This window comes from Diaphorobacter aerolatus, assembly GCF_014489535.1.
Taxonomy (GTDB): domain Bacteria; phylum Pseudomonadota; class Gammaproteobacteria; order Burkholderiales; family Burkholderiaceae_C; genus Diaphorobacter_A; species Diaphorobacter_A aerolatus.
The window spans coordinates 2,963,787-2,977,347 of the sequence record NZ_CP060783.1; the positions used below are offsets into that span (position 1 = coordinate 2,963,787).

Sequence of the window (13,561 nt, forward strand, 5' to 3'; positions counted from 1 at the left end):
TCTAGAAATCAACCGGAAATCCGCCTCACGCACCATGGTTGACGGCGCGTGAGGCAGGAGGAGGCCTTACTTCACGGAGATCTCATCCGCGTTGATGTTCGCGTCGGGCATCACGTGTACGCCAGACAGACGCTTGGAATGGCCCGAAAGATTCACTTCGGTGACCAGAGGAATGCGCGGCAGATCCTTCATGAGCTGCTCCTGCACCGACTTGTACAGCGCTGCGCGTTCGTTGGAATCGTTGGTGACCAGCGCCTTGGCGATGCCGCTGTCCACCACTTCATTGCTGTAGTACGCCACGTTTTGCAGCTTGGGCGCCCAGGCTTCGGTCGCGAACAGCGGACGCAGCGCCCAATCTGCCTCGCCCGTGGAGGAGGACCAGCCGATGTAGTACATGCGCACGCCCGCAGTCTTCGGATCAGGCCATGCGTCGACCAATTCCGTACGCTGACCGGGCTCGAGAATCTGCACCTTGAGCTTGATGCCGACCTGCGCGAGCTGCTGCTGCACGAACTGCGCGACCTTCACGCTCGTGGTGTTGTTGTAGCCGCTCCAGATCACCGATTCAAAGCCGTTGGGCAGGCCCGCTTCCTTGAGCAGTTCCTTGGCCTTGGCGACGTTGTAGGGAATCGGGTCCATTTTCACGGCGTACTGAATGCCCTGCGGGACGATGCCCTGCGCGGGAACCGCATAGCCACCGAATGCCACCTTGGCGAGCGCCTCCTTGTTGATGGCATAGGCAATCGCCTGACGCACCTTGAGGTTGTCATACGGCTTCTGCAGCATGTTCAGGCTCAAAAAGCGCACGATGATCGACGGCGTGTTCACGACGTTGACCTTGTCGTTCTTCTTCAGGTTGTCGGCCTGTTCGTAGGGCAGCGGGAACGCGAAGTCGGCCTCGCCGGTCTGCAGCATTGCGGCGCGGGTATTGTTTTCGGGAACCGGTTTCCAGATGATCTGCTCGACCTTCGGATAGCCCTTCTTCCAGTAACCGGCAAACTTCTTGCCGATGATGGATTCGGTTTGCTTCCACTCGACGAATTCGAACGGGCCGGTGCCCACCGGGTGGAAGGCGATGTCCTTGCTGCCCCACTTCTTGAGCGCGGTCGGCGAGATCATGGCTGCCGAGGCGTGTGCCAGCGAGTTGATGAACGGACCAAAGGCTTCCTTGAGCGTGATGCGCACGGTGAGCGCGTCAATCGCCTCCACCTTGGAGATGCGATTGAACTGCGTGATGCGCAGCAGCCGGTTGGCCGGATCCATCACGCGTTCGAGATTGGTTTTCACGGCTTCGGCATTGAAGTCGCTGCCATCGTGAAACTTCACACCGCTCCGGAGCTTGAAGGTGTAGACGAGACCGTCCTTGGAAACCTCATGGCTCTCGGCCAGCACGTTCTTGACCTTGAGATCCTTGTCGAACTGGAACAGACCTTCGTAGAACGTCTTCGTCACGGCCGTCGTCATGGTCGTGTTGGTGTTGTAGGGGTCCAGCGTTTCGGGCGGATAGGCGATGGCCAGCACGGGGTTTGTGGGCGCCGCCAGCACCGCGCTGGAAGCTGCAATCGCGGCCAGTGCCAACAGACTCTGTGCAATGCGTTGGGTGGAAACCTTGTGTGTCATGAAAACCTCCGGTGAATAAACAATGAAGTGAAACGCGCGCTGGAACGCGCCGCCGTTCAGGCGATCAGGGGCGGCGCGACAAAATGATCCGGGCCTACCTGCACCATCGCTGGCACCACCGGCTCCTCGCCGACAGCGCGGATCGGGCTGGGAATATCACCCGCTTGCAGTTCGCGCCGGATGAAGCGGCGCGTCGGGTCGGCAATCGGCACAGCGGCCATGAGCTTCTTGGTGTAGTCGTGCTGCGGGTTCTCGAAAATCGCACGGCGCGGGCCGATCTCCACGATGCGGCCAAGGTACATCACGGCGACGCGGTGGCTGACGCGTTCGACCACGGCCATGTCGTGTGAAATGAAGAGAAACGCCACGCCCAGTTCACGTTGCAGATCGAGCATCAGATTGACGATCTGCGCCTGGATCGACACATCGAGCGCGGACACCGATTCATCGGCCACCACCACCTTGGGGTTGAGCGCGAGCGCGCGCGCAATCGCGATACGTTGACGCTGTCCACCTGAAAATTCATGCGGATAGCGCTGCGCGTATTCACGCGGCAGGCCGACTTTTTCCAGCAGCCAGTCGACGCGTTTCTGCGCCTCGTCACGCGTGCCGACCTTGTGCACGAGCAGCGGCTCCATGATCGAGAATCCGACGGTGAGACGCGGGTCGAGCGATGCAAACGGATCCTGGAAAATGAACTGGATGTCGCGGCGCAGGGCCTGCACTTCGCTGCGCGGCAGATCGAGAATATTGCGCCCACCGAACTCGATAGCCCCGCTCTGGCTTTCAACCAGGCGTAGCAATGAACGACCGGTGGTCGACTTGCCGCAACCGGATTCACCGACCAGCGCCAGCGTTTCGCCGGGATAGAGATCAAAGCTCACGTGCTCGACCGCATGCACGCGGCGCGTCACGCGGTTGAGCAGGCCCGAGCGCAAGTCGAAACGCGTGACCAGGTCCTTCACGCGCAGAATCGGCGTTGCGCCTTCGGGGCGCGTGTCGGTGGGCGTCGATTCGACCGATGCGGTGGTTCCATCGGCACGCAGCAGCTCGAAATGCCTGGGTAAATCGGTGCCCTGCATCGCCCCAGCTTGGGAACCGCGGAAAGCAGGGCGCGCGTGTAGCTGTGCTGCGGCGCCGCGAAGATCTGCTCCGACGTGCCTTCTTCCACCTTGTCGCCTCGGTACATCACCAGCACGCGGTCGGCCACCTCGGCCACCACACCCATGTCGTGCGTGATGAAGATGACGCCCATGTGCATTTCTTCCTGCAACTGCCGGATGAGTTGCAGGATCTGCGCCTGAATCGTCACGTCGAGTGCCGTCGTGGGCTCGTCGGCAATCAGCAGTTGCGGCTTGCAGGAGAGCGCCATCGCGATCATCACGCGCTGGCGCATGCCGCCCGAGAGCTGATGCGGAAAGCGGTCGAGCACGTTCCTCGCTTCCGGAATGCGCACCAGCTCCAGCATGCGCAGGGCCTCGGCGCGCGCAGCGGTGCGGTCCTTGCCCTGGTGCACGCGGATGGATTCGGCGATCTGGTCGCCCGCCGTAAACACCGGGTTCAGCGACGTCATCGGCTCCTGAAAGATCATCGCCACGTCCGCGCCGCGCACGCTGCGCATCTGCGCCTGCGAAGCGCTGACGACGTCAATCACCGAGCCACCGCGACGACGCAGCATGGCCGAGCCACTCACGATCTTTCCGCCGCCGTGTTCGACGAGGCGCATCAGCGCCAGCGAGGTCACCGACTTGCCCGAACCCGACTCACCCACGATCGCCAGCGTCTCGCCGCGATCGACATGAAATGAGAGATTGCGCACCGCCTCGACCGTGCGCTCCGAAGTGGCGAAACGGATCGTCATGTCGTTCACTGCAAGCACCTGATGCTCGGGCAGGATCAGCGGCGAACTGGCGGCTGGGGAATGCGTCATGGTCATGCAATGTGTCCGTTGGGAAACCGGTGCGCCGTGCGACTCAGCGGTAGATATGGGTTTCAGGCTCTGCACCCACGCGCGCGACGCCGCGGTACATGCCTTCGGTATTGAAGGGCAGGCAGACATTGCCGAGCCGGTCGACGGCGATCAGTCCGCCGCTGCCGTTGATTGCAGGCAGCGCCTCGTGCACCACCGCGTTTGCGGCCGCGTCGAGCGAGAGGCCACCATGGGCCATGCGCGCGCAGACGTCGAACGCCGCCGCCACGCGGATGAAGCTCTCGCCGTGCCCGGTGCACGACACCGCCGCCGCGCGGTCATCGGCATAGGTGCCCGCACCGATCTGGGGGTGTCTCCCACCCGGCCCGGGCGCTTGTTCGTGAGTCCTCCGGTGGACGTGGCGGCTGCGAGGTGGCCGTGCGCGTCGAGCGCCACCGCGCCGACGGTGCCCATCTTCCGGTTCTCGTGCAGTGGCCGCGCACCCAGCGAGGCAAGCGCCGCCGCGCCATCGTGATCGAGCACCGCACCGGCGCTGCTGGCCCGTGCCGCGAGCCATTGGGCGTGGCGCTGTTCGGTGAAGAAATATTCCGGGCCGACCATCGCGAGGCCCGCCGCGCGTGCCAGTTGCTCGGCTCCGTCGCCAATCATCAGCACATGCTTGCCATCGCGCATCACGGCGCGCGCCGCCTGCACGGGATTGCGCACCCGCATCACGGCCGCCACCGCACCGGCGGCGAGCGTCTCGCCGTCCATCACGGCGGCATCAAGCTCATGCGTTCCGTCCGCCGTGAACACCGCGCCATGACCGGCATTGAACAGCGGGCAATTTTCAAGCTCGGTGACCGCTGCGCAGACCGCCTCCATCGCCGAGCCCCCTGCGCGAGCACGTTCTGGCCGACCATGAGCACGGCCTGCAGCGCCGCGTGATAGGCGCGCTCCTGCCCGGCGCTGATATGGGCGCGGGTCAACGTGCCAGCGCCGCCGTGGATGGCGATCACGGGCACGGCGGCCGGGTGGAGCGGATTCTTGGTGGTGCTCATGGCGTTGTCATTCGGCCGAACGCGACCTGGCGGCGGTGTCGAGCGCCGCGCCGTTGGCGGTTCGGGATGGATGCTTGTGCTCGCCGGCACGCAGATGCAGGCGCGATGACTCGGCACCGTGCAGCCACGGCAGCACGGACTCGGTCATCTGCGCGGCGCTCTGCACGGACTCGTTGGCCTGTAGCGCAACCGCGCTTGCGAGCGCCTCGATCAGGGCCAGGATCGACGCTTCCGAGTTCGCTGCGTAGTAGTTTTCGGTCTGCGCATACAGGCAGCAGTCGGCAAACGCGGCGATGGGCGACTGCGGTCCATCGGTCAGCGCCAGCACCCGCACGCCGCGTTCACGCGCCGTTTGCGCGAGCAGGATGGTGTCGGTGATGTAGCGCGGAAAGCAGATGGCGATCAGCAGATCCGTGGTCTTCATGCGCGGCATGAGACGCGCGCCGTGCGACGATCCCGCGACACTGGTCAGCAGATGCACGTTCTCGCAATGCGACTCCAGATAGCGATGCAGCATGCCGCTGAGCCAGCCGCTGGAGCCAAAGCCCACGACGTAGACGCGTCGCGCACCCAGAATCTCATGCACCGCCGCCTCGCACGACGCGGGCACCAGCATCTCGCGCGTGGCCGCCACGTTGCGCTGGCTCTCCTCGAGCGCGGCCACGAACGCATCGTGCACCGAGCCCGGCTTTTCGAGCCGCGCGCGCATCTTCTCGACCGGAGCGAGCATCGCCTCGAAGCCGCGCACCAGTTCGGCACGCAGCATCGAATAGCCATCGAGGCCGATGGCGCGCGCAAAGCGATTCGCCGTGGCGATGGACACGCCGACCTGATCGGCCAGTTCGTCCACCGGCATCGTCGCGGCCTGCAGCGGATGGGCCAGCACATAGTCGGCCATCTGCTGGTGCGAGCGCGTCAACACCGGACGCGCCCGTGCAATGCGGGCACCGATGGAGATCGTCAGGGCCGGGTCTTCCGTGGTGATGGTCATGCTGGATTGATCGATTTTGATAAAAAAATCTCAATTGCCTATCTTATTGAAATTTTTTAGATCATTCCATAGGTGCAGGGCCTCATTCCTTAAGGGGAAACACCGAATTCGCGCGTTCTCGCCATGCGCGTGAAGACAAAAAAAGCCCGCTTGCGCGGGCTTGGAAATTTCCGTCGATGACGGCGTCTGCCTACTTCATCGTCGTCCAGTTGAACATCGGGCGGTCGTCTGCGCGGTGCTGCGTGGTCACGCCCTTGCGCATCGCCCAGGGGCGGATCTGGTGGTGGACCGGCAGGTAGTAGTACTCGTCCTTGACCAGCTTGAGCGAATCGTTGATCAGCGCGTCGCGCTTGGCGCTGTCCATCTCGACCTTGATCTGGTTGATCATGCCGTCGAGCTTGGCGTCGCTGAAGCGGCCGGCGTTGTAGGTACCAATGCCCTTGCCGTCCTTGGTCGACATGAGGGCGTCGAGCGAGTACAGCGAATCGAACGTGGCGACACCCCAGCCGAACAGATAGGCGCTCACTTCGGAATTCATCACGCGCGTGACGTACTGGGACATCGGCGCGGTCTTGAGATTCGTCTTCACGCCGATGCGGGTCCACATGGCGGTGACGGCCTGGCAGATCGCTTCGTCGTTCACATAGCGATCATTCGGGCATTCGAGATTCAGCGAGAAGCCATTCGGATAGCCCGCATCGGCGAGCAGCTTCTTCGCACCCTCGACGTCGAACTTCGCGGCGCGCGCATCGAGTTCCTTGGTCCAGCCGTGAACCATCGGCGCGACCATGGTGCCCGCATTGACGGACAGGCCGCGCATGGTGCGGTCGTGGATACCGGCGATGTCGATGGCCTGATACAGCGCCTGGCGCACACGCTTGTCCTTGAGCGGATTCTTGCCGGGCGTGCCGGCTCCCGGCAGTTCATCACGGAACTGGTCGAGACCCAGATAGATCGTGCGGTTTTCCGCGCCTTCGATGATCTTGATGTCGGAACTCGACTTCATCCGCGCCAGATCCTGCGGTGGCGGATCGACGACGAAATCGACCTGTCCGGAGATCAGCGCGGCAGAGCGCGTGGCGGCCGACTTGATGGGTGTGAACACCACCTCATCGATGTTGCCCTTGGGCTTGTCCCACCAGTTCGGGTTTTTCTTGAGCGTCAGCTTTACGTCCGGCTGCCAGCTCACGAGCTGGAAAGGCCCGGTGCCATTGGCGTTACGCGAGGCGAAATTTTCTTCCTTGCTCGCATAGTCCTGCGACTTGACGGAATTGTTCTTCTCGGCCCAGGCCTTGTTCATGATGCGGGCCTCGGTCAGGTCACGCAGCAGCGTCGGGTTGGGACCCTTGAGGATCAGGTCGACGGTGAAGTCGTCGATCTTCTTCATCTCCTGAATGCTCGCCACCGAGGCAATCATGTTCGATGGCTTGGTGCCCGCACGCGTCAGCGAGAAGATCACGTCGTCAGCGGTGAACGGCGCACCATCATGGAATTTCACGCCCTTGCGCAGCTCGAAGCGCACCTGGGTGGGGGACATCTGCGTCCACTTGGTGGCCAGCGCCGGAACGGTCTGGTATTTGTCGTCGTAGCGCACCAGGCTTTCGTAGACCTGCTGCATGTAGGAGTGCGTGGTCTGATGGTTCTGCGCCATCGGGTCGGTGGTGAGAACGTCGTTCGCACCGGCGGTGCGCAAGGTGACGGCACTGGCCGTGGCGGCCATGGTGAACAGCATGGCCGCAGCCAATGCGCCGCGCTTGAAACTCGCTCGTGGATTCATATCCCTGACTCCTGACTGAATGGGTTAAGTCATATGTCCATGAACTGGACGATGTACCTCGCTCGCAAAAGTCGTGCCCGCAAAACGATGGAACAAAGAACTAGGGATGCTACCGAAAACGACAACGGCCGCGTAGCGGCCGTTGTGCGATTTAGCTAGGGATAAACGCTCAAAGCAGGCGAGCGTCCACCGTGCCGTGCCGCTATTTGAACTTCGGCAGATTGAATTGCGGCGGAACCCCCATGCGGGTGTTGATGATCCACTGCTGTGCGATGGACAGAATGTTGTTCGTCAGCCAGTACAGCACGAGGCCGGCCGGGAAGAAGAAGAACATCACCGAGAACATCAGCGGCATGATCCACATGAGCTTGGCCTGCATCGGGTCCGGCGGCGCGGGGTTCAGCGCGGTTTGCAGCAGCGACGACAGCGTCATCAGAAGCGGCAGGATGAAGTACGGATCGGGAACCGACAGATCGTGAATCCAGCCGATCCACGGTGCATTGCGGATTTCCACGCTCGATTGCAGCACCCAGTACAGCGCCATGAACACCGGCATCTGGATCAGGATCGGCAGGCAGCCGCCCATCGGATTGACCTTTTCCTCGCGGTAGATGCGCATCATCTCCTGCTGCATCTGCTGCGGCTTGTCCTTGAGGCGCTCGCGCATTTCCTGAATGCGCGGATTGATGGCCTTCATCTTGGCCATCGACGAGTAGGCCTTGGCGTTGAACCAGTAGAACGCAATCTTCAAAAGCAGCACCAGCGCGACAATGGACCAGCCCCAGTTGCCGATGAAGCCGTGCAGCTTGGACAGCAGCCAGTAGAGCGGCTTGGCCAGAATCGTCAACCAGCCATAGTCCTTGACCAGTTCGAGACCCGGCGCTTCGGCCTCAAGCATGGGTTCGATCTGCGGGCCGGCAAAGAGACGCGCGCTCACCGACTTGGTCTGGCCCGGAGCCACCGTGCCGACCGGCGTGATCACGCCTGCGGCGTAGAGGTTGGGGCCGACCTTGTTCACGAAGTTTTCGCGCTGGGTGTCGTCCGGCAACAGCCAAGCGCTGGCGAAGTAGTGCTGCACCATGGCCACGTAGCCGGAGTTGGAGGTCTTCTCCACGCTGACCTTGTTGTTCTCGATGTCCTTGAACGTGACCTTCTGGTACTTCTTCTCGGGTGTGTACACGGCCGGGCCGGTGAACGTCGAGTAGAAAGGCGTCTGGTCGCCGGACTCCGAACCATCACGCACCAACTGCATGTAAAGGCGCGGATTGACGGCGGCGGCGCTGTTGTTGACCACGTCGTGCTGCACGGTCACGTCATAGGCACCGCGCTTGATGGTGTAGGTCTTGACGAGCTTCACACCGCCGACTTCCGCGGACTCAAAGCGCACCTGCACCGAGTCCTGGCCGTCCTTGAGTTCGCGCTCGCCGGGCTGCACGGTCATCGCGGTCTTGTGTGTCGGGAAAGTACCGCCGATCAGGCCGGTCTGTCCGAGATACTTGTGCGTGGCCGAATCGTCGAACAGCACCACGGGCCTGGGCGGCTCGGACTTGTCGAAATACTGGAGCAGCTCGGCGTGCTTGAGCGAGCCGCCTTCGCTGTCGAACGTCAACCGCAGCACGTCGCTGGTGATCACCACGTCCTGGCGCGGCGCCGCCACCGCAGCCGCCGGTGCGGGCGTCGCGCCCGGAACATCGGCAGCGCCGCTGCCCACTGCGGCCGATGCCGTGGGCACGCTGGCGTCGGCCGAAGCAGCCGCGCCTGCGGGCTGCGCGGCCTTTTGCTCGGGCACGGGGAAGAAGGTGGCCTTGTGGCCGTTATGTACTTGCCACTTGTCCCACAGGAGAACCAGCGAGAAGGCAAATATCACCCACAGTATGGTGCGGCGAATATCGTTCATGAAGTCTTCGTTGAAGAGGAATCGGATGAAGAGGAGGAGGCCATGTGCCGAGAAAACAGCCGCGTCGCGCGCGGCGGCTCCTGCGGTACGGGGTCGTGGCCTCCGTCACACCAGGGATGACAGCGCGCCAGCCGGCAGATCGTCAGATAGCTGCCGCCTGCTGCGCCATGTTTTTCGAGAGCCTCGAGAGCATAAACCGAACACGTCGGCTCAAAACGGCAAGCTGAGCCCAACCAAGGGCTAAGCAACAACCGATAGGCACGAACCATCCCCATGAGCGTATTACGCACGATCATGGTCGTGCGTCCTTGCCAGGGGTTTTGTCGCCGGCCTTCGCCTTGGGGGACTGTGGACTCAGGGCGTAGGTGAACAATTGCTCGAGTTCCTTGCGCACCGCCAGCCGCAAGGCGTCGGACGTGGCGCTCGGGAATTGCTTGCGGTCGAATGTCGAACGCAGACGCACCACATGCGCGGCCATCGGCAACTGCTGCTCGAAGGCGGCACCTGCGGCATAGATCTGGCGCTTGATGGCGTTGCGCGTGACGGCGCGGCGGGCCCAGCGTTTGGGCACCATCGCACCGAGCCACGGCTCGCTGACCTCGCCACCTGCAAGCGCGAACAGGGCCTGGGCCACGTGCTGCTCCTGCGGCGCGCGGCCAGACCCATCGCTTTTCTGCTCTGCCGGAACCGGGGCGGAAGCCACCCCATCGGCGCTGGCTGACGCTGTGTCCAAGGCAACGGGCATCAGTCCCAGGCGGTGCAGGGCAAAATGCGGGGTTCTGGAAACAGTTCCACCCGCCATGGCAGCCTGAAACTGCGGGCGGGTTTTCAACCGATGCATAAGCGCCACAAAAACGCCCTGCGCGCAGGAAAGGTGTTGCAACCGGAGCCTGCGGTCATGAGTGACGAGGCCCGCCAGTCAGCAAGACCTTAGACAGCCAGACGCTTGCGGCCCTTGGCGCGGCGAGCGTTGATGACGGCGCGGCCGCCACGGGTCTTCATGCGGACCAGGAAGCCGTGGGTGCGTGCGCGGCGGGTCTTGGATGGCTGGTAAGTGCGTTTCATGATCAAAAATTCCTTGATAGTTCGGTTACAGGCCCGGCTTCGATCGGCCGATCAGCCCGCCAGACGTTCCCGGAAAAACCATCAGGCACCCAAAAGACGGAGAAACGAACAATTGCCCAGCAACTGCTCAATTGCACTCCGCACTCATATGTAGGCGTTCTTTACGCGTACACATGGATGAAAAAGGATGAAAAAATGGCCCACCCGGGCTGGATCACCCTGAACAGGTTCAGGGAAACCCGAGATTATTGCAGGCTTGGAAAATTCTTGCAATCCCCGGGCATCGCCGGTTACACCGACGCTTCGCCGGGCATGCCCGAAAAAGTGCGCGACGATGTGAGGCCGATATTGCGGAAAAATTGTGGATAACTATTCCCGAAGGTACAATGGCAACCCGTCAACGTTCCTCCTATCCACAATTAGAATTCCCCCTGAAATGATCGAGGAACCCTCCAACACCGCCCACGACGAATCCGGCTCGGATGCCGGACAAGGCCTGTGGCAGGCATGCGTGGAGCAGCTCGCGCAGGAGCTGCCCGAGCTGCAGTTCAACACCTGGATCAAACCGCTGGCCGCCAAGGTGGCGCCCGATCTCTCCAAGGTCACGCTGTACGTGGCCAACCGCTTCAAACTCGACTGGATTCGCGCGCAGTACGCAGGGCGTATCGCGGCGATTCTCGAAGGTCTCTATGGCCAGCCGATTCCACTGGAGTTAGCGCTCGCTCAGCGGGAAAGCGTTGTACGCAAATACGTTCCACCTCAGCCCGTGGCTGAAAAGGAAACCGTCACAGCGCCCGAACCCACCTCCGCCGCGCCCGAGGACAATGGCTCCGGGCCGTTCCGCTCGCGCCTCAATCCGGCCCTCACCTTCGACTCGCTGGTCGAGGGTACCGCCAACCGCATGGCACGCTCCGCCGCCATGCACGTGGCCGCGTCTCCCGGCCATCTCTACAACCCGCTGTTCATCTATGGCGGCGTCGGCCTGGGCAAGACCCATCTGGTGCATGCCGTGGGCAACCGGTTGCTGGCCGACAAGCCTGACGCCAAAGTTCTCTACATCCATGCGGAGCAATTCGTGTCGGATGTGGTTAAGGCCTACCAGCGCCGCACCTTCGACGATTTCAAGGCGCGCTACCACTCGCTTGATTTGCTGCTCATCGATGACTTGCAATTCTTTGCGAACAAGGACCGTACGCAGGAAGAATTCTTCAACGCGTTTGAGGCGCTGCTTGCCAAGAAGAGCCACATCGTGATGACGTCGGACACCTACCCCAAGGGTCTGGCCAACATCCACGAGCGCCTGGTCTCGCGCTTCGATTCGGGCCTCACGGTGGCCATCGAGCCGCCCGAACTCGAAATGCGCGTGGCGATCCTGATCAACAAGGCCCGCGTCGAGAACGCCGACATGCCCGAGGAAGTGGCGTTCTTCGTTGCCAAGAACGTGCGCTCCAACGTGCGCGAACTCGAGGGCGCGCTGCGCAAGATCCTCGCCTATTCGCGCTTCAACCAGAAGGAAGTGTCGATCCAGTTGGCGCGCGAGGCGTTGCGCGATCTGCTGAGCATCCAGAATCGCCAGATCTCGGTGGAGAACATCCAGAAGACCGTGGCCGACTACTACAAGATCAAGGTCGCCGACATGTACAGCAAGAAGCGCCCCGCGAGCATCGCCCGCCCGCGCCAGATTGCGATGTACCTGGCCAAGGAACTCACGCAGAAGAGCCTGCCCGAGATCGGCGAGCTGTTCGGCGGGCGTGACCATACGACGGTGCTGCATGCGGTGCGCAAGATTGCGGGTGAGCGTCAACAGCTGACCGAACTCAATCAGCAACTGCATGTCCTAGAGCAGACGCTCAAAGGCTAGTCGTTTCGTGATGATTTGCCATGAATTTTGTTTCAGATCACAGGCAAAATGCCGTGTTGGGCGAAAGGGCCGGGCTCTTGAGAGGGAGCAAGCCCCGACACGCAACCGCCCTCTTTCGTTTTCCGCATTCAAAAACCAACCAAGGTTGAAGACATGATTGTCCTGAAGGCAACACAAGACAAGGTCCTCGCAGTTCTGCAATCGGTGTCCGGCATCGTCGAGCGCCGCCACACCCTGCCCATCCTGGCCAATGTGCTGATCCGCAAGACAGGAAATGCCTTGCAGCTCACCACCAGCGACCTGGAAATCCAGATCCGCACGACCGCCGAGCTGGGCGGCGACACCGGCGAATTCACCACCACCGTGGGTGCGCGCAAGGTGATCGACATCCTCAAGACCATGCCCTCGGACCAGACCGTGAGTCTGGAGACGAGCCAGAACAAGCTGATCCTCAAGGGCGGCAAGAGCCGCTTCACGCTGCAGTCGCTGCCCGCCGAAGACTTTCCGCTGGTGCAGGAAGCCGCCGGTTTCGGCCCGGCATTCAGCGTGCCGCAGAAGGTGCTCAAGAATCTGATGAGCCAGGTGTCGTTCGCCATGGCAGTACAGGACATCCGCTACTATTTGAACGGCATCCTGTTCGTGGCCGAGGGCAACACGCTGAGCCTGGTGGCCACCGATGGTCACCGCCTCGCGTTCTCGAGCGCCACGCTCGACGTCGAAGTGCCCAAGCAGGAAGTGATCCTGCCGCGCAAGACCGTGCTGGAGTTGCAGCGCCTGCTGTCCGACGCCGACGGCGCCATCGAGATGCAGTTCGCCAACAACCAGGCGAAGTTTTCGTTCGGCGGCATGGAGTTCGTGACCAAGCTCGTCGAAGGCAAGTTCCCCGACTACAACCGCGTGATTCCCAAGAATCACAAGAACAGCATCACGCTGGGTCGCGCGCCGCTGCTGTCCAGCCTGCAGCGCACGGCCATCATGACCAGCGACAAGTTCAAGGGCGTTCGCCTGAACCTCGAACCCGGCCTGCTGCGCGTGGCGTCCAACAACGCCGAGCAGGAAGAGGCCGTGGACGAACTCGACATCGACTACGGTGGCGACGCCATCGAGATCGGCTTCAACGTGAGCTATCTGATCGACGCGCTCACCAATATGAGCCAAGACATGGTCAAGGTGGAGCTGTCGGACAACAACAGCTCCGCCCTGCTCACCATCCCGAAAACGACCACTTCAAGTACGTCGTGATGCCCATGCGCATCTGATTGCAGGAACACCCATTGACGCACTGATCATCCGATCAATACCTCAAGGCTGCCATTGCTTGTTTTTTGAGCAATGGCAGCCATTTGATCATTTGATTGACTGAAATATCGACAGATTGTT

General features: G+C 62.0%; 8 protein-coding genes and 3 pseudogenes. 2 read left to right on the forward strand and 9 right to left on the reverse strand.

What is annotated here, in order from left to right; all coding sequences use genetic code 11:
- Positions 1–66 precede the first annotated feature (66 nt).
- From gsiB to rpmH, 9 genes and pseudogenes are all read right to left on the reverse strand, one after another.
- Positions 67–1,620, reverse strand: a complete 1,554-nt coding sequence (gene gsiB / locus H9K75_RS13830) for a glutathione ABC transporter substrate-binding protein GsiB (RefSeq protein WP_187723107.1) — start codon at positions 1,618–1,620, stop codon at positions 67–69.
- A gap of 56 nt (positions 1,621–1,676) precedes the next feature.
- A pseudogene (locus H9K75_RS13835) lies at positions 1,677–3,550 on the reverse strand (dipeptide ABC transporter ATP-binding protein).
- Between the two features lie 43 nt (positions 3,551–3,593).
- Positions 3,594–4,590, reverse strand: a pseudogene (locus tag H9K75_RS13840) (isoaspartyl peptidase/L-asparaginase family protein).
- 7 nt (positions 4,591–4,597) lie between these two features.
- Positions 4,598–5,581 carry a MurR/RpiR family transcriptional regulator gene (locus tag H9K75_RS13845; RefSeq protein WP_187723108.1) on the reverse strand — a complete coding sequence of 328 codons (984 nt, stop codon included), beginning with the start codon at positions 5,579–5,581 and terminating at the stop codon, positions 4,598–4,600.
- 190 nt (positions 5,582–5,771) lie between these two features.
- Positions 5,772–7,358, reverse strand: coding sequence for an ABC transporter substrate-binding protein (locus H9K75_RS13850; protein ID WP_187723109.1), 1,587 nt, complete (start codon positions 7,356–7,358; stop codon positions 5,772–5,774).
- Between the two features lie 202 nt (positions 7,359–7,560).
- Positions 7,561–9,255, reverse strand: coding sequence for a membrane protein insertase YidC (gene yidC / locus H9K75_RS13855; RefSeq protein WP_187723110.1), 1,695 nt, complete (start codon positions 9,253–9,255; stop codon positions 7,561–7,563).
- Positions 9,252–9,548 (reverse strand): membrane protein insertion efficiency factor YidD, encoded by a 297-nt coding sequence (gene yidD, locus H9K75_RS13860; protein WP_187726044.1) that lies wholly within the window; start codon positions 9,546–9,548, stop codon positions 9,252–9,254. The genes yidC and yidD overlap by 4 nt, the downstream gene beginning before the upstream one ends.
- The gene (locus H9K75_RS13865; RefSeq protein WP_187723111.1) at positions 9,548–10,096 is read right to left on the reverse strand and encodes a ribonuclease P protein component; all 549 of its coding nucleotides are present in this window, start codon (positions 10,094–10,096) and stop codon (positions 9,548–9,550) included. The genes yidD and H9K75_RS13865 overlap by 1 nt, the downstream gene beginning before the upstream one ends.
- An 89-nt stretch (positions 10,097–10,185) precedes the next feature.
- A complete protein-coding gene (gene rpmH, locus H9K75_RS13870; protein WP_005798102.1) occupies positions 10,186–10,320 on the reverse strand; it encodes a 50S ribosomal protein L34 in 135 nt (44 codons plus the stop codon).
- Positions 10,321–10,756: 436 nt separating this feature from the next.
- Here rpmH and dnaA point away from each other — a divergent pair, with 436 nt between their 5' ends.
- Both dnaA and dnaN read left to right on the forward strand, forming a co-directional pair.
- Complete coding sequence (gene dnaA, locus H9K75_RS13875; RefSeq protein ID WP_187723112.1) at positions 10,757–12,181, forward strand: chromosomal replication initiator protein DnaA; 1,425 nt, start codon at positions 10,757–10,759, stop codon at positions 12,179–12,181.
- A gap of 153 nt (positions 12,182–12,334) precedes the next feature.
- Positions 12,335–13,440, forward strand: a pseudogene (gene dnaN, locus H9K75_RS13880) (DNA polymerase III subunit beta).
- The last annotated feature ends 121 nt before the right edge of the window (positions 13,441–13,561 follow it).